We start from the raw sequence: 17422 nt of genomic DNA on the forward strand, positions 1-17422 counted from the left end.
AAGTAAAAATTAAGAGGCTTAGTTTTTTACAATTGATAAAGCTTTATAATTTTTAGGACTTAGGCAAAACTGACGCTAACCTTGCTAAGTTACGTTGCTGAGCCCAGTAACACAAGCATGTGCAATCTGCTTCTGCGATCTAAGGCGTATTGACCTAGTCAAGCAACATACTACTAAACGCTTCCACTAGGTCTTGGTCGTACATTGGTACATTCTTCAACCCGAATCAAGCATTCAAGGAGAAGCACTAATAAACGAAAAACTAGAAAAATTTTACGTAAATCCTCAGTTTTTGAAGAATTGACATCGATTAAATAAAGCGCTGCAAATTCAGTTATTCACCATCGATGTATAAAAATACGAATTTCATAGGCTACTTAATCCAGGTTTTAAGGTATATTCAGCACCTAATTAACAATTCAGCAGGCGCTTACAAGCTCTGCACTTCCTGCCTTAATGCGATTTTTATACTCACTAGCTTGGTCACTCGCTCTTCCCTTCGTTATTTTGCGTCTGTGGTTGCGTGGTAAGCAAGAACCTGGCTATCGCCAACACATCCGTGAACGACTTGGCTGGTATGCATCAAATACTCAGCAAAAATTCATCTGGGTACATGCGGTATCAGCGGGAGAAACCCGCGCCGCCGAGCCAATTATCAGAGCGCTATTAAAGGCGTACCCACAGCATCATGTATTACTGACACACATGACACCAATTGGCCGCAGCACAGGACAGGCACTATTCGCCAATGTCGCTGATCGCGTCCATCAAGCCTTTGTTCCCTATGACATCAATTGGATGATACGACGTTTTCTACGTCACTTTAGCCCAAGGATTTGTGTCTTAATCGAAACCGAAGTTTGGCCTAATTTAATTGCGCAGTGCAAAGCGGCGAAGGTTCCCGTGACTTTAGTTAACGCAAGACTTTCCGAACGTTCCTTAAAAAAAGCCCAACGTCTATCTGCTTTGATGTTGCCAGCAGCGCAGTCAATTGATTATGTTGCCGCGCAATCGGGTCCTGATGCCGAACGCCTGCGCGCTTTAGGTGTTCGTGAGCTCTGCATCACTGGCAATATGAAATTTGATGTCACACCACCACCTTTAATGGCGGAGCGCGGCGCGAAATTACGCGCCTATTTTGGAAATCGTCCAGTCTTCATTTGCGCAAGCACACGAGAAGGTGAAGAGCCCTTAATTATCGACGCCTTTATGCGCTTGGAATTACCGCATGCCTTACTGATTATTACACCGCGTCATCCACAACGCTTTGATCAGGTCGCTGCTCTATTACATCAACATCAATTGCGCTTTGTGCGTCGTTCGACTCTCGATCTAGATCAAGCAGAATTGCCAATTCCATCAGATACTCAAGTGTTTTTGGGTGACAGTATGGGTGAAATGTATATGTACTATGCCGCTAGTGATTTGGCTTTTGTCGGCGGCAGTTTGGTGCCTTTAGGTGGTCACAATTTAATTGAAGCCTTTGCCATGAGTCGCCCTGTATTAACCGGCCCGCATACGTTTAATTTTTCTGAAATCACGGAACAAGCAATCGATGCCAGCTGTGCGCAACGCGCTAGCGATGCTGAGGACGTGATGCGAAGCGCACAAGCTTTAATCGACGACACCAACAAGCGTTTAGCTATGGGAGCACAAGCCCATGCATTTTTCTTACAACATCAAGGTGCAACTGATAGAACGATGAAGGCAATCGAAAAGTTCATCCGTTGAACGTATTTGAACGTATTTGAACCTAAGCGGTCTGTTTAAAGAGTATTGAAAGATTCAAGGAGACAAAAAATGCGAACAAGCTTTCATGTTTTTGCTGCAAAATTTCTATTAAGTGTGAGCATCCTCGTTAGCGCGAATAGCTTTGCAGGATGTCCGCCCAGCGGAAAATCTTTAGATGATTTAAAAAAACTCAAGACTTCACAATGGAAAATCAGTGACGCAACACAGCGCCAACAAACTGCCTTAGCAATGCTGGATTGTCTAAGCAATTCGAATCCACAGTTACGTGATGAAATTACTTTTGAAGCATTGTCATTTTGGATGCGTGGTGAACTTCTTAGTAGCGAAACAGTTCACCAAATTCGAGAACAACTGCTGAAGCAAATTCTCGACAAAACATCCGCTGATGATGAAGGCTTTGCTAAACCATTTTCCGCTTTAGTACTTGCCGAAGTCGCTCGAGTCGATCGACGTAAGGCTTTTATGTCCGATTCTCAACGCCAAGAAATGGTAGAAACCGCTGCACTGTATCTTGGCCAAATTGTTGACTTCCGCGGATTTGATGAGAAAACTGGTTGGCGCCATGGGGTTGCTCATGCAGCCGATTGGATGATGCAATTATCATTGAATCCAGCTTTAAATAAATCTCAACACGAAACGATGCTTGCCGCACTGGCTCTGCAAATCCGCAATGAGCGACACTTCTATCAATATGGCGAAGCGGAACGCTTGATGACACCAGTCTTTTACCTGGGCTTGCGTTCGTCACTTACGAGCGAGGAATGGGACACTTGGTTCGCTAGTTTACTTTCCACTTCCTTAGACCTGAAAAAAACTACACAAGCAAGTCTGGCGCGTAAGCACAATCTCAGCGCATTTCTCTCTGCAATCTATGTCAACTTACAAGAAAGCAAGCAAATTGCCTTACAAGAAAAGCTACTTCCTATCGTCATCAAGTCTATGAAAAAATTGAACTAAGTACCGATTTACCAGTCTCAAGTGGTCAACTTTTTGACCCTTAAAAATATTATTTTGCTTTATCCAATTATCAAGAAAAATCATTTGGAGGAACATCCATGAAACGCACTATTCCCTTGAGCGCAATTACAATCGCTATCGCAGCAAGCTTCGCTGCCAGTGGAGCCGCCTATGCTGGTGATGGCAAGCTCACATTAGAAATGCTGTATCACCCAGAGCAACGCGTGAATTTTAATGCTGCACCATTAACTCGCTTATCTTGGGATAATCAAAATCGCTTGATCGAATCCAAAGTGAATAAAGGAGTTGCAGAATTATTCGTCGTCAACCCAAGCACATGGGAAAAGACTGCACTACCAGCGGATGGCAATGTACTGAGCATTTTAAAAACAGCGAAGATTGATGAAAAAGAAGTCACTAAGTTAGCAGATCAACTGAGTGCAAGAATTAAACCTGAAACCAAGAGCTATATCTTCACGCACAAAAACGACATCTGGTTGCTCGATCTCAATACCAGCAAAGCGCGCGCACTTACCAACACGCCAGATGTCAAGGAAGACGAAGCCTTATTATCACCAGACGCAAAGACTGTTGCCTATTTAAAAGGCAATGATATGTATGCGACAGACGTTGCGACGGCCAAAGAAACCCGTTTGACTACAGGTGGCAGCGAAACGGTATTTAACGGCCGCTTAGATTGGGTTTATCAAGAAGAGGTTTATGGGCGTGGTGATTTCCGCGCCTTCCGTTGGGCACCAGATTCTAAAAAGTTGGCATTCTTAAGTTTCGATGAAACTAAAGTACCGGTCTATACATTGAGTGGTGATCACGCTCAGCCAGTGAAAACTGATCGTACTCGTTACCCAAAAGCTGGCGACTTCAATCCAATCACTAAACTCGGCGTAGTAGATTTAAAAGGAAAAATCAGCTGGACCCAAGATCCCTATGCAGGCAAAGAAACCTTGATTGTTCAAGTGGACTGGACGCCTGATGGCAAGCTGATGGCAGCTTGGCAGGATCGTGTACAAACTTGGTTAGATCTGCGCATTTATGATGCCAAGCTTAATAGTAAAGTCGTCGTCAAAGAAACCAGCCCAGCATGGACAGAACGCTTACCATTGCCGCACTTCTTAAAAGACGGTAGCTTTATCTGGCAATCGGACCGCACCGGTCATCGCCACCTGTATCACTACGATAAGAATTTCCAATTAGTGAAAGCACTGACTCAAGGTGACTGGGATGTGCGAACTGTTCACGGCGTCGATGAAGCTAAATCACGCGTCTTGTTCGCCGCCAATGAGCGTAATCCAATCGGCAATGATGCCTATAGCGTTAATCTCGATGGCAGTAACTTTAAACGCTTGACCGAAGAAAAAGGTTCGCACATGGTGCGTTGGAACAAAACCTTTACGCATTTCGTCGATAGCTGGAGCAGCATGGCACAAACGCCGAAACAAGCTTTGTTCACCGATGCTGGTGTGCAGGTAAAAATGGTCGATGACGCTGGTGTACCAACGAAGTTGAAAGACCTGCAATTGGCGACAGTGAAACACCAGCAGATTAAGTCTCGCAATGGCTTCATGATGGAAAGTTTATTATTCTTGCCAGCCAATTTTGATGCAACGAAAAAATATCCCGTCTATCAACATTTATATGCTGGCCCAATGGCGCCGCAAGTACGTGATCAATGGAATGCCAATTTGTATTACCACTTCCTGGCGCAACAAGGTTATGTGGTTTGGGTAATGGACAATCAAAGCGCAAGTAACAAAGGTGTTTCCAGTGCGTGGCCGATTCATAAAAAACTGGGTCAGCTGGAATTACAAGATCAGTTAGATGGCCTTGAATGGTTACGCCAACAAGGCTTCGCCGATATGGATAGAATTGCCTTAAATGGTTGGAGCTATGGCGGCTATTTCACCTCTTACGCGATGACGCACAGCAAAGCTTGGAAAGTTGGTTTTGTTGGCGCACCAGTGACCGATTGGCGTTTGTATGACAGTATTTACACTGAACGTTACATGGGTCTACCGCAGGAAAATGCAGAAGGTTACGACAAGGGTTCGGCACTGAAAGCAGCAAAAGATCTGAGTGGCAAAATCATGATCATGCATGGCACTATGGATGACAATGTTCACCCACAAAACACCGTCATGCTGGTTGATGCCTTAGCAAAAGCAAACAAAGACTACAGCTTGCAACTCTATCCTGGTCAAGGTCACGGTGTCGCAGATCCATGGCAAAACTGGTCTATGCAAAAAGCTAAGTGGAAATTTTTGCAGGACAATTTATAAGCGTCCTTTAGATTGAGTGTCTGATTTTATTGGACTAAAGACGAAAAAACCGACAGCGTCAAAACTGTCGGTTTTTTTAACGCCTAGTAAGCTTAAACCCAGATTTGCGCATTGTTCCACGCACTTCTCAACTTCTGATTGTCCATACTCATGACTGAAATTCTAGACTCAGGTCGACTGGCTTATATCGCTACCACACGTTTACGCGGCTCATGCATTTCAAGCTATGCAGAGCGGCACCTATTTTACGTAGTCATACAAAGGCCTAGATTTATCAACTATGTGCACGGTAAATAATTTTAATGATGTGTCACCTATCACTTTAAAACCGCCGTGTTTCACATCGCGTAGATTCATTAATGCCGCACCAGTTGCCAGCGTCATTGGCTCTTTACCAGGCATCTGTATTTGCGCACCTTGAACAACATAAAAAGCTTCTATGCCGTGATGAATATGCAAATCTAAGACTTCACCAGGCCGGTATTCGGCAATGGAAGAAATCACTTCCATGCTAGGCGCACCAGATAAGTCTGTACGTTTTTGTTCTTTGCGTTGAAATGAATCATTTAAGCCTTGGGCTACCAGCGTACTAGCGACACCACTAAGGAAAATACAAATAAAAATCATGCGTCTTTTTGCGATAGCAACGTACATAACAATCCTCTTTTGAGCAGTAACTAGATCAATAAACGCCGAACAAAAGTCATCAAAAACTCGATCCTTTTTCTTTCAAAAATTCAATTTCTTCCGCTGTTGATTCTCGTCCAAGAATTTCATTGCGATGCGGGTAACGACCAAATCGATCAATGATCACTTTATGCTTTAATTCAAACTCGTAGTTACCCTTAGGTGCATGATCGCGATACAGTTGTTCTGCCCATACGTGGATTTGGCGCGATTCGCTATGCATAAAAGGCATGTACAGAAAATTGCGTTCGGTTTCTGACAAATTTTTATCAACGCCAATGTGAATCGCCTCTTGCGCCAGCACTAAAGCGATGGGATCTTGTGCAAACGCGAGTGGCGTTTTGCGATAGACATTACGTGAAAATTGATCCAAAACAATGATTTCTGCGAGACGCCCTTTTGGTTCATTTCGCCATGCATACAATTCACCGGCGGCTGCTCGTCGCATCAATGGCAAGAAACGATTTGCGATCAATTGATCAAATTCAGGATCGGCAATCCACCATTTTTTTGGATCAATTTCTTCAAACCAGAATTGAATAATTTCTTGATACATGGTCACCTCCATAATCACAGATCGAGATTGAACGCTTGACTCAATGCGAACGCAAGAATCAAGGAGAAGTTACCAGTACAGAAAGGAATAGGCAATCAATTTCCATGCACACTACGCAGATTAAAAAGTGCGTATCAAGAAACTAAATGTAAGAAATTAATTGCGGATTAGTTGTGAATTAATTTGCGGTCGAAATCAAACGCTCGGGCGCAAGTACGGAAAATTCTTGCAGTTGTGCGGAGCCTAGTAATTGTTTTGCCACAACATCGCTTGCTTGACGATAAACACGTACTCGTCCAAGTTCCGTCGGATGCAACACTTCTTCCTTGGCTAAAGAAATACGTTGGCCTTGTAGAAAGCGGCGCGCGAGTTCGTCGTTAAGTGTGACTTCAGGGAAGCTGGAAAGCAAGGCGTCAACTGGTGCCAACAATGCATGCCGCTGCTCTTCACTCATCTCTATCAATTGATCAAGCGTGACAGTATTTTCTAGAATGAGGTGACCAACATGGGTACGGCGCAAAGCATTTAAGTGCGCACCGCAGCCCAAGGCATTGCCGATATCTTCACCCAGAACGCGAATATAAGTACCTTTGCTGCAGCGTACATTCAAGGTGAGGAATGGCGCTTCATATTGAACGAATTCAAGTAGATGAATCGTCACCGGACGCGCTTCGCGTTCTAATGTGATACCTTCGCGTGCATATTCATAGAGCGGTTTGCCATCGCGCTTGAGTGCCGAATACATAGGTGGCACTTGCAGAATATCGCCTTTGAATTGTTCTAAAACTGCGTGTATCTGTGCTTCGTTAACATTCACTTCTCGCGTTTGTATAACTTCACCTTCGGTGTCGCCCGTGTTGGTGCTGACGCCCAGATGCACCACAGTTTGATAGGTTTTGTCGGCATCCAATAGATCAGCAGAGAACTTGGTCGCTTCGCCAAAACACAGTGGCAACAAACCGGTTGCGAAAGGATCCAAGGTGCCTGTATGACCCGCTTTAATGGCGTTCAGTAGGCGCTTAGCCTTGATGAGCGCATCATTGCTCGACCAACCCACAGGCTTATCTAATAGCAGCACGCCATTGATAGGCAGGCGTGTTTTTTTCTTGATGGGTTGGTTCATGATGAAATTTTAATTAGGAAGTCGCAAACGAGAATTTCGCCCCAAATACACAAAGAACGTCAGTTCTTATGTAGGGTGCGCGATGCGCACCGCAGGTTCTGGTAGTTATTTCAAACTATCAAAGCCGGTGCGCATGGCGCACCCTACGAGAAGGATTTGCAGATATGGTCTAAGAGATTTTCGATACATTTTTTGAACCGAAAGCGATTCTGATCTTCTAGGGCGATATTAATCTTCGCTGTCGTTTTTATCTTCTGGCACATGCGTCGCATTTGCTTCATCGATCAATTTCGACATCGCAATTCCACGCATTGTGGAAGTATCGTGCACGAAGTGTAATTGCGGTAAAGTGTGAATGCGCAGTTTCAAGCCGAGTTGATTACGCAAAAAACCCGCAGCTTTGTTCAAGCCTTCAAAGGTATTTTTAATTGCCGCTGGATCATCCGCCAAGGTGGTGAAATACACTTTGGCATGCGCGTAATCGGGTGTCAATTGCACTTCCGTAAGCGTGATCATGCCGACACGTGGGTCTTTGAGTTCTGCCCAGATAATTTCAGACAAATCACGTTGGATTTGATCAGCAACACGCAGACCGCGAGCTGGGATGGATTTACTATTTTTGGCCATAATTTTTCTAACAATACTTTATTCAAAAAAACAAAAGACTAAACCGCAGAGGCGCAGAGGTCACAGAGAATCAATGATCTCTGCGACCTCTGCGCCTCTGCGGTTCAAAGCTCTTTGTCTTTCTAACGCTATCTGCTTACAGAGTACGAGCAATTTCCTGGATTTCGAAGATTTCCAAGAAATCTCCGACCTGAATATCGTTGTAGGATTTGAGTGAGAGACCACACTCCATACCTGCACGAACTTCTTTGGCATCGTCTTTGTAACGTTTCAAAGAATCCAACTCGCCAGTCCATGTCACGACATTGTTGCGCAACAAACGGACAGACGACGTACGTTTAACCACGCCTTCAGTAACCAAGCAACCTGCAATTGAACCCACTTTACTGACGGAGAAGACTTGACGAATCTCGACCATACCAATAATCGTTTCGCGCTTCTCTGGTGCCAACATGCCGGACAGCGCAGATTTGATTTCATCTACCGCATCGTAAATGATGTTGTAGTAACGGATGTCCACACCATTCGATTCAGCCAACTTACGAGCAGAAGCATCCGCACGTGTGTTAAAGCCGATGATGACTGCTTTGGAAGCCACCGCCAAATTGACGTCGGATTCTGAAATACCACCAACTGCGGCATGTACCACTTGTACGCGTACTTCGTTGTTGGACAATTTAACCAAAGACTGAACCAAAGCTTCTTGCGAACCTTGCACGTCAGTTTTGACGATGATAGGCAAGTTTTTGAGTTCGCCTTCGCCCATGTTTTCGAACATGTTTTCGAGCTTCGCTGCCTGTTGTTTCGCCAATTTAACATCACGGTATTTACCTTGACGGAACAAAGCGATTTCACGGGCTTTGCGTTCGTCGACCATGACCATGACTTCTTCACCAGCCGCGGGCACTTCGGTCAAACCTTGGATCTCTACTGGAATTGATGGACCAGCTTCGCTGATATTCTTACCGTTTTCATCTAACATCGCACGAACGCGACCATAGGATGAACCCGCCAAGACCACGTCACCGCGTTTCAATGTACCTGATTGAACCAAGATCGTTGCAACCGTACCGCGACCTTTATCCAAACGAGATTCCACTACCAAACCTTTAGCTGGTGCATCAACAGGTGCACGCAATTCCAAAACTTCAGCTTGTAACAAAACTTGTTCTAACAAGTCGTCAATACCTTGGCCTGTTTTAGCAGAAACAGAAACGAAAGGAGAATCACCACCGTAAGCTTCTGGCACAACGCTTTCTGCGATCAATTCTTGTGTCACGCGATCTGCATTACCACCTGGTTTATCGATCTTATTGATTGCAACCACCAATGGCACACCAGCAGCTTTTGCATGGGCAATCGCTTCTTTAGTTTGCGGCATCACGCCGTCGTCTGCTGCCACGACCAAGATAACGATATCGGTTGCTTTCGCACCACGAGCACGCATCGCCGTAAAGGCTTCATGACCTGGCGTATCTAAGAAGGTAATCATGCCGCGTGGCGTTTCTACGTGGTAGGCACCAATGTGCTGCGTAATACCACCAGCTTCACCGGAAGCCACTTTAGCGCGACGAATATAATCGAGCAAAGATGTTTTACCGTGATCAACGTGACCCATCACCGTGACAACTGGTGCACGTGGCGAGGATTCGTATTCAGCATGTTCAGCCACATCCGTCAGCATCGCTTCTGGATCATCAATTTTGGCTGCGAAGGCTTTATGACCCATTTCTTCGACCAGAATCATCGCTGTTTCTTGATCAAGAACTTGATTGATCGTGCACATTTGACCGAGTTTCATCAAATGCTTAATCACTTCAGATGCTTTGACTGACATCTTATGCGCTAATTCAGCGACTGTTAAAGTCTCTGGTACATACACGTCTTTAATAACTGCTTCGACAGGTACCTGGAAATTAGTTTCTCTATCGTCTTGATGATTATTGCGACGACCTTTAGGGCCGCTTTTCCAACCATCACGACCAACTGGCGCTGCACCACGAGTTTTCAAACCACCACCGCGTTTTTTCGCAGCGTCTTCTTGCCATGTAGAAGATACATTAGCAGATTTGATGGCTTTTTTGTCGGTTGGCGCTGCAACTGCTGGCTTCACGTCTTTCTTGTCGCCAGTTTTTTTCTCACCAGGTTTTTTATCCGCTGGTTTATGCAAAGTACCTTCGGCAACCTTAGATGGTGCAGCAGCTACTGGTGCAGGCGTTTCAACTGGCTTAGGCTTACGCGCAGCAAGCATCATCTCCTTAATTTGCGCTACTTCGTCAGCAACTTTTTTACGTGCATTTTCTGCATTCGCTGCACGTGCGGCCGCTTCTTTCACCGCTTCTTTGGCTTCGGCCGCTGCTGCTGTTGCTTTTTTCTTCGCTTCTTCAGCCGCTACGCGTTTTGCCTCTTCATCGACAGCAGATACTTCTGGAGCTGCTTCCGAAGCTGCTGGTGCTTTACTTGTTTTTGCGCGTTTTTCTTCCGCGATTTTTGCTTTTTCTGCGTCTGCTTTTGCTTTCGCTGCAGCTTCCGCTTCGCGTGCTGCTTTCGCTTCTGCCTCTTTTTCTGCTTCGAGCTTAGCAAGCTGTTCTTGCTTCTCTAACAGTTCAGCTTCGCGACGTGCTGCCAATTCCGCTTCAGCCTGCGCTTCCGCTTCACGACGAGCAACTTCAGCAGGATCAATAGATACTTCTGCAGGTCTTGCATTTTCTTCTGGAGAACTTTCGTCACGTTTAACGAAAGTACGTTTTTTACGCACTTCCACTTGCACAGTACGCGTCTTGCCAGTCGCATCAGCTTGCTTGATCTCGGTTGTTTCCTTACGAGTCAAAGTGATTTTTTTCTTTTCGGCATCAGGAGCCACGCCGTGTGAACGGCGTAAATGTTCCAACAACTTATCCTTATCTTCTTTGGATAAGATATCGGACGCAGACGCTTTTGTAACGCCTGCGGCATTCAATTGCGTGAGCAGTAAATCCGCTGACATTTTCAGCTCGGTGGCAAATTGAGCTACATTATTACTCGCCATTCAGTCCTCTTTCCTTGTTTTGTGCTGGGATTTAACGTTATAAATTGAGTTAAATCCACGCTTCAATTATGTTGTTCACTCGTGATTATTTTGCTTCAACGAGTTTCCATGCTTTTTCCAATAAGGCTTTAGCATGTTCATCATATTTAGCGTCGATGAGTTTCATCTCATCATCAGTCACATCTTCAAATGCATTATCAATTAATTGACGCGCACGGTCTGTAGACAGAGCCAAAATCGCGCCAAATTCATCGTAAGCTAAGCCACCGAAAGCAGCGAGGGTCTTAATACCAGCCAAGCCCAATTTACCTGCTGTTGCACGGCTCATACCTTCCAGATTAATCAATGCGTCTTCCACACCTTCCACACCTTCTTCAGAAGCAATCGCTTCTGTCACAAGTGCATCACGTGCGCGATTGCGCAATTCATTCACTGTATCTTCATCTAAGGCATCAATTTCCAGCATTTCGCTAATTGGTACATAAGCGATTTCTTCTAAGCTAGAGAAGCCTTCGTCAACCAAGATATCTGCAACTTCTTGATCCACGTCGAGTTTTTCCATGAACAGAGCACGGATACCAGCAGATTCTTGTTCTGCTTTATCCGCAGATTGCTCTGCAGTCATGATATTAATTTGCCAGCCAGTCAATTCTGCTGCCAAGCGGACGTTTTGACCGCTACGACCAATCGCAATCGCCAAGTTTTCATCATCAACGACGACGTCCATTGCGTGTTTTTCTTCATCGACCATGATGGAGGAAACATTCGCTGGTGCTAATGCGCCGATCACGAATTGCGCTGGATCTTCAGACCACAACACGATATCAACACGTTCGCCGCCCAATTCGCCAGTCACTGCTTGAACGCGAGAGCCGCGCATACCAACGCAAGTACCGATAGGATCAATACGTTTATCATCGGTGTGAACCGCGATCTTAGCGCGCACGCCTGGATCACGCGCTGCAGATTTGATGACCAATGAACCTTGTTCGATTTCTGGCACTTCCAATTCAAACAATTTCATGATGAATTCTGGTGCTGTACGAGACAAGATCACTTGTGGACCACGTGCATTGCGATCAATACGCAAGATGTAAGCACGGACGCGATCTCCAACGCGTAAGTTTTCTTTCGGAATCATTTGATCGCGTGGCAAACGTGCCTCGATACGACCAGATTCGACCACCGCTTCGCCGCGTTCCATGCGTTTGATCGTACCCATAACCAGGGAATCGCCACGCTCTAAGAATTCAGCCAAAATTTGTTCACGCTCTGCATCGCGGATACGTTGCAATACGATTTGCTTCGTATCTTGTGCAAAACGACGACCCAGCTCAACGGATTCCACTGGCTCTTCAATGTATTCATCGACTTCGATATCAGCGTATTGCTCGACTGCTTCGAAATGCAAAATTTCTTGATCTGGCAATTGCAAACCAGCTTCGTCAGCCACAACGTGCCAACGGCGGAATGTACGATATTCACCAGTATCACGGTCGATTTCTACGCGAATATCGACTTCACCTTCATAACGCTTTTTGGTAGCCGTTGCCAAAGCATGTTCCAATGCGCCAAAAACGATATCTTCATCAACGTTTTTTTCACGCGCCAGCACATCAACCAATAATAAAACTTCGCGACTCATGCTTTGCGACTCCTAAAATCCACTTGCGGCACTAAACGTGCCTTATCTAAATCAGCGAGCGTAAACTCAAGCATCGCCGCGCCATCTTTTGTTTCAAATTCGAGCTTCAGAGTTTCCCCTTCTGGCTCATGCAATACACCTTCGAAGCTCTTGCGATTAGCCATGCCTGGCATAGGCAATCGCAATTTCACATTGGCTTTTTCGCCGACAAAACGGACGAAATCAGCCATCTTCTTCAATGGTCGATCTAAGCCCGGAGAAGAAATCTCCAAGCGTTCATAGTTCACTTCTTCTACAGTCAATACGTGTGACAATTGATGACTGACTTTCGCGCAATCCTCTACTGTGATATGACCTTTTTCCTCAACATCCTCTGGTAAAAGATCGATATACACACGAAACAAACCCCGCTCTGCTCGTTCAAAATCGACCAGATCGTAGCCTGTCCCATTGACAGTCTTTTCAATTAATTCCAACAATTGCAAGACAATTCTCCGATAAACACAGATCTCGCCCTTGCAGAAAATCAAGCCAATTTCAATTAACTTAATTCCACACTCAAAAAACGATTCGCCAAAAAAAAATGGGCACTAGCCCATCTTCTTAGCGCCTTGAATGAATTTCTTCATTGACTAAAAACCAACTCAAGGAAAAATCTGCTAACTACAAGATTATAAACGATTAATTACTCAATCGCAATGAGAAGTCGGTGAAAAACACGGCCTGAGCAACATCTTTCAACGACTTCCGGGCATTTAATTTTACGTACCGCGACGACGACGTGCCGCAATCGCCTGACCAATCGCTGGACCACTGCCGCGCTCCGTTGGACCGCGACGATTTTGATCTCGCGTTGGATAACCCAAGGCGGTTTGCAAAGGATCTGGCTGACGACTACGCGGTTTACCACCGTTTTTGCCACCATTCGAATTTGGCTTAGCAGATTTGCCACCCTGTGCGCCAGCATAGCCACCCACTCCCGCTCCAGCACTACGCGCCGGACGACCATTTTGAGGATTCGCAAAACCACCACGCACGGTAGGTTCAAAACTTCTCTGCACTGGCGCATCAAATGGATTCACATTGCGCGGCACTTTACCACCTTGCACGCGATTACCATTTGGCTTACCCATAGGTTTTTCAGATTTTTCACCAGCAGTTTTTTCCAAACCACTGACTTTAAGCAGGCTACGAACAGCATCTTCGCCCAACTCATCCCAACGGCCACGCTTTAAGCCCGAAGGCAAAGTCATCACGCCGTAGCGGGTACGAATCAAACGCGACACCGTCAAACCGACCGCTTCAAACATACGACGCACTTCACGGTTACGCCCCTCACCAATGATGACGCGATACCATTTGTTCACGCCTTCACCACCACCATCAGAAATCTTGGAAAATTGCGCCATACCGTCTTCCAACTCAACACCAGCCAGGAGCTTTTGACGCATACCCTCTTCCAGATCACCCAAAGTACGCACTGCGTATTCACGCTCAATGCCATAACGTGGATGCATCAAACGGTTTGCGAGATCACCGGAAGTTGTGAACAACAATAAGCCTTCTGTGTTGTAATCGAGACGACCCACGGCCAACCATTTACCAACCTTCATTTGCGGCAAACTATCAAACACGGAGGCGCGACCTTCTGGATCACTAGTACTGACGATTTCACCAGCAGGCTTATGATAAATCAACACGCGCGGCGGCTTTTTACTGACCTTACGTTGAATTAACTTGCCGTTAATTCGCACTTGATCTTGCGGCAAAATACGCTGACCGATATGCGCTGGCTCACCGTTTACGGATACACGACCAGCGATGATTAATTCTTCCATATCACGACGCGAACCCAAACCTGCTTCAGCCAAGACTTTATGCAATTTTGGTGCATCATCGTCAGCGGTTAAATCACGACGTGGTTTTTTATTTTTATCGTTACGTGAGTGCTGAACATCATCTACCGCATCATACGCATCGGAAGTCACGAACGAAAATACATCATCAGCATCGGGTACTGCACCGCGATTATTTTGCTGACCTGGCCGACGTTGATTATTTTGATTGCGTTGATCGCCAGTGCGATTTTGTGAACCTTGCCCAGGTTTTGCTTGTTGGCGATTGCGTGACTGACCATCGCGCGCTTGACCATCACGAGGACGCGCATTGCGGGAATTATTTCTATCGCCCTGTGGACGACGTGGGCGCTCATTATTGTCGCCAGCACTTGCTTGATTTGTCGAATCTAACTGGGGAGAAGATTGCTGCTCAATATTTGCCACATTGACGTCGCGCACTTCAGCCTGACGCGGTGCACGCACTTGACGTGGCGGACGCTCTTGACGCGGCGCTCTCGCAACAGGTGCCGACTGGTCTGCGAAAACTGGTGTTTGAGCAGCCACCTCCACATTAACAGCTTCCGGCTTTAATCTCGGTTTGCGCGGTGCTCGCTGTGTTTTTGCAGCAACGGCATCATCGCTTACAGTCACAATGGCATCATCCACTTTAGCAACTTTTGGACGTGCAACACGCTTTGCACGAGGACGCGGCGCATCGGTATCAGCACCAGGATTTTGCTGACTGGAAGTATCGTCTGGATTATTTGTGTTCATTATCTGATTCTGGTTTGAAAGGTGTTAGAGCTTCAGCATCCGCTTCCACTACTTCATCTATATTCGTATCAGCCATCATTGCAACATCATCCAAGATCACATCACTGGCTGCTTCATTTTCAAGAGCATCTGCTGCGCGGTCTTCCACTACAACATTACTCAATTCTTCTTGCGCACTTATTTGTGTGCTTATTTGTGTACTTACTTGCTCATTTACTTCAATTTCGTCTTTATCTATTTTAATCGTGTTATTTTCAATCTCAGTTTCTGGAGCACCGCCCTCAGAAACATCTGCCGCAAGCTCAGCATTACCATCATCATTAGAAGGAGACTCATCGCCAACAGCCTCAACATTCACCGTCGACGCATCAGCAACTTCAACCAAAGCCTCAATCCCATCGAACATATTCAATTCTGGAGAATCATCTTTGGAAGGGAGTGCATCCTCTGCCTCCTCCTGACCTATTTGCTGCAAAGGCGGCAATTGATCTAGCGATGCCAAGCCCAAGTCACTTAAGAATTGCTTGGTGGTCGCAAACAAAGCTGGTCGACCCGGCACCTCGCGATGACCGATGGTTTCTATCCAACCACGATCCTCTAAGGTCTTTACCATCTGCGAAGCCACTGCAACACCACGTATTTCTTCGATATCACCACGTGTAACTGGCTGACGATAAGCGATAATCGCCAAAGTCTCTAACGTCGCACGCGAATACTTAGGCGGCTTTTCAGGATTTAAGCGATCAATGAAAGCGCGCATCTCAGGGCGACTTTGAAAGCGCCAACCCGTCGATAAGGAAACCAACATAATTCCTTTGTCCGACCAATCTTGACGCACTTCTTCTAGCATTAATTTAATCGTATCAGCACCAACCAAATCCTCTTGATCGCTACTATCGACAAACAATTTTTTCATTGTATTAATGGTCAGCGGCTCATGTGCGCATAACAATGCGGTTTCGAGTACACGCTTGGCATCTGCAGTATTCATGCAAACTCTTTAGCTAACAGGTTGTGTTGATCTTAAGAAGTATTCAGTGAAGCACTCGGGATAAATAATATCCCAACCAGTCTAGTCTTGTAGGACATTGCGCAGCACGAATCATCGATGTGCGCCTGGTGGATCAGTCTGCAGCCAACTTGTATCTAAAACTACCAATATAAGTCAATCAAAACAGTCGATCAATTTAGTAGATGCCCGATTGTAGTCTAGAAACACACTCTAAACGCAAACCAATCAAAAAAATTCGTCAGCCTAACGAAAAAGCCACGATGAAACGTGGCTTTATTCTTTAAACTGGTTGCGGGGGCAGGATTTGAACCTACGACCTTCGGGTTATGAGCCCGACGAGCTGCCAGACTGCTCCACCCCGCGTCTGATAAGTAGAACTATACAGGACTTTGCTGCTTTGCGCAATTTCTTTCTATGCTTAAGCATTATTCGCAAGCCTATTTCTATTGCGACTTCATGACCTAGAGTAGTTTTATCATCTACTCACGCAGAGAAACAAGCAGGCGGTGATACACTTTCACAGATTCAATTTACGCCTTTGCTCCGAAAGCTTTACACCATGAAATTTTGCTCTGCTTGCGCTGCGCCTGTGGCTTTGAAAGTTCCCGCTGACGATACGCGTGAACGCTTTGTCTGCACAGAATGCGATACGATTCATTATCAAAATCCGAACATCGTAGTCGGCACTTTACCGATATGGAATATCGATGGCGAAGTTAAGGTACTCCTCTGCAAACGCGCAATTGAGCCACGCTATGGTTACTGGACTTTGCCAGCGGGTTTTATGGAAAATCAAGAAACCTGTCGCCAGGCTGCGCAGCGTGAAACTATAGAAGAAGCTGGAGCAAACATAGAACTACACGAATTATTTTCCGTACTCAGTGTGCCGCATGTGGATCAAGTCCATCTATTTTATAGAGCGACATTAATTGATACGAATTATTTGGCAGGTACCGAAAGCCTAGCAGTAGCTTTATTTAGCGAACATGAAATTCCTTGGGAGGAAATTGCCTTTGCTACAGTAGGGCAAACTTTGAAGTTCTTTTTTGAAGATCTGAAAAAAGTCCGGACTGGTGGGCAATTTAGTTTGCACGAACATGATTTTTATAAATCACATCGCCCTGAATGA

At 45.6% G+C, this 17422-nt stretch carries 13 protein-coding genes and 1 tRNA gene; 4 read left to right on the forward strand and 10 right to left on the reverse strand.

What is annotated here, in order from left to right:
* The first annotated feature begins 456 nt into the window (after window positions 1–456).
* The 3 genes from waaA to H8K33_RS05730 all read left to right on the forward strand — a co-directional run bounded on the left by waaA (window position 457) and on the right by H8K33_RS05730 (window position 5003).
* Window positions 457–1731, forward strand: a complete 1275-nt coding sequence (gene waaA, locus H8K33_RS05720) for a lipid IV(A) 3-deoxy-D-manno-octulosonic acid transferase (RefSeq protein WP_186890033.1) — start codon at window positions 457–459, stop codon at window positions 1729–1731.
* A 69-nt stretch (window positions 1732–1800) separates the two neighbouring features.
* On the forward strand, window positions 1801–2709 hold the full coding sequence (locus tag H8K33_RS05725; protein ID WP_186890034.1) for a DUF2785 domain-containing protein: 909 nt from the start codon (window positions 1801–1803) through the stop codon (window positions 2707–2709).
* 98 nt (window positions 2710–2807) lie between these two features.
* On the forward strand, window positions 2808–5003 hold the full coding sequence (locus H8K33_RS05730) for a S9 family peptidase (protein ID WP_186890035.1): 2196 nt from the start codon (window positions 2808–2810) through the stop codon (window positions 5001–5003).
* 240 nt (window positions 5004–5243) lie between these two features.
* On the opposite strand, the gene H8K33_RS05735 is transcribed toward H8K33_RS05730, so the two are convergent.
* From H8K33_RS05735 to H8K33_RS05780, 10 genes are all read right to left on the reverse strand, one after another.
* The gene (locus H8K33_RS05735; RefSeq protein ID WP_246443373.1) at window positions 5244–5657 is read right to left on the reverse strand and encodes a cupin domain-containing protein; all 414 of its coding nucleotides are present in this window, start codon (window positions 5655–5657) and stop codon (window positions 5244–5246) included.
* Between the two features lie 52 nt (window positions 5658–5709).
* Complete coding sequence (locus H8K33_RS05740) at window positions 5710–6246, reverse strand: DUF924 family protein (RefSeq protein WP_186890036.1); 537 nt, start codon at window positions 6244–6246, stop codon at window positions 5710–5712.
* A gap of 178 nt (window positions 6247–6424) precedes the next feature.
* On the reverse strand, window positions 6425–7369 hold the full coding sequence (gene truB, locus H8K33_RS05745; protein ID WP_186890037.1) for a tRNA pseudouridine(55) synthase TruB: 945 nt from the start codon (window positions 7367–7369) through the stop codon (window positions 6425–6427).
* 228 nt (window positions 7370–7597) lie between these two features.
* Window positions 7598–7996 carry a 30S ribosome-binding factor RbfA gene (gene rbfA, locus H8K33_RS05750; protein WP_186890038.1) on the reverse strand — a complete coding sequence of 133 codons (399 nt, stop codon included), beginning with the start codon at window positions 7994–7996 and terminating at the stop codon, window positions 7598–7600.
* A gap of 136 nt (window positions 7997–8132) precedes the next feature.
* Window positions 8133–11024 carry a translation initiation factor IF-2 gene (infB, locus tag H8K33_RS05755; protein WP_186890039.1) on the reverse strand — a complete coding sequence of 964 codons (2892 nt, stop codon included), beginning with the start codon at window positions 11022–11024 and terminating at the stop codon, window positions 8133–8135.
* Between the two features lie 85 nt (window positions 11025–11109).
* Window positions 11110–12669, reverse strand: a complete 1560-nt coding sequence (nusA, locus tag H8K33_RS05760) for a transcription termination factor NusA (protein ID WP_186890040.1) — start codon at window positions 12667–12669, stop codon at window positions 11110–11112.
* The gene (gene rimP, locus H8K33_RS05765) at window positions 12666–13154 is read right to left on the reverse strand and encodes a ribosome maturation factor RimP (RefSeq protein ID WP_186890041.1); all 489 of its coding nucleotides are present in this window, start codon (window positions 13152–13154) and stop codon (window positions 12666–12668) included. Before rimP ends, nusA begins: the two co-directional genes overlap by 4 nt.
* Window positions 13155–13430: 276 nt before the next feature.
* A complete protein-coding gene (locus H8K33_RS05770; RefSeq protein ID WP_186890042.1) occupies window positions 13431–15281 on the reverse strand; it encodes a pseudouridine synthase in 1851 nt (616 codons plus the stop codon).
* Window positions 15268–16272: an SMC-Scp complex subunit ScpB gene (gene scpB, locus H8K33_RS05775; RefSeq protein ID WP_186890043.1), complete on the reverse strand. Its 1005-nt coding sequence runs from the start codon at window positions 16270–16272 to the stop codon at window positions 15268–15270. Before scpB ends, H8K33_RS05770 begins: the two co-directional genes overlap by 14 nt.
* A 307-nt stretch (window positions 16273–16579) precedes the next feature.
* Window positions 16580–16656, reverse strand: a tRNA-Met gene (locus tag H8K33_RS05780).
* A 196-nt stretch (window positions 16657–16852) separates the two neighbouring features.
* Here H8K33_RS05780 and H8K33_RS05785 point away from each other — a divergent pair.
* A complete protein-coding gene (locus tag H8K33_RS05785) occupies window positions 16853–17422 on the forward strand; it encodes an NUDIX hydrolase (protein ID WP_186890044.1) in 570 nt (189 codons plus the stop codon).

Source organism: Affinundibacterium amnicola (assembly GCF_014284275.1).
Classification (GTDB): Bacteria; Pseudomonadota; Gammaproteobacteria; order Burkholderiales; family Burkholderiaceae_D; genus Undibacterium; species Undibacterium amnicola.

Excerpts from the sequence above, each read along its gene's own strand:
- truB (WP_186890037.1), bottom strand. The coding sequence starts at position 7,369 with ATGAACCAACCCATCAAGAAAAAAACACGCCTGCCTATCAATGGCGTG.
- H8K33_RS05785 (WP_186890044.1), top strand. The coding sequence starts at position 16,853 with ATGAAATTTTGCTCTGCTTGCGCTGCGCCTGTGGCTTTGAAAGTTCCC.
- scpB (WP_186890043.1), bottom strand. The coding sequence starts at position 16,272 with ATGAATACTGCAGATGCCAAGCGTGTACTCGAAACCGCATTGTTATGC.
- H8K33_RS05730 (WP_186890035.1), top strand. The coding sequence starts at position 2,808 with ATGAAACGCACTATTCCCTTGAGCGCAATTACAATCGCTATCGCAGCA.
- H8K33_RS05770 (WP_186890042.1), bottom strand. The coding sequence starts at position 15,281 with ATGAACACAAATAATCCAGACGATACTTCCAGTCAGCAAAATCCTGGT.
- H8K33_RS05735 (WP_246443373.1), bottom strand. The coding sequence starts at position 5,657 with ATGTACGTTGCTATCGCAAAAAGACGCATGATTTTTATTTGTATTTTC.
- rbfA (WP_186890038.1), bottom strand. The coding sequence starts at position 7,996 with ATGGCCAAAAATAGTAAATCCATCCCAGCTCGCGGTCTGCGTGTTGCT.
- infB (WP_186890039.1), bottom strand. The coding sequence starts at position 11,024 with ATGGCGAGTAATAATGTAGCTCAATTTGCCACCGAGCTGAAAATGTCA.
- waaA (WP_186890033.1), top strand. The coding sequence starts at position 457 with ATGCGATTTTTATACTCACTAGCTTGGTCACTCGCTCTTCCCTTCGTT.
- H8K33_RS05740 (WP_186890036.1), bottom strand. The coding sequence starts at position 6,246 with ATGTATCAAGAAATTATTCAATTCTGGTTTGAAGAAATTGATCCAAAA.
- H8K33_RS05725 (WP_186890034.1), top strand. The coding sequence starts at position 1,801 with ATGCGAACAAGCTTTCATGTTTTTGCTGCAAAATTTCTATTAAGTGTG.
- nusA (WP_186890040.1), bottom strand. The coding sequence starts at position 12,669 with ATGAGTCGCGAAGTTTTATTATTGGTTGATGTGCTGGCGCGTGAAAAA.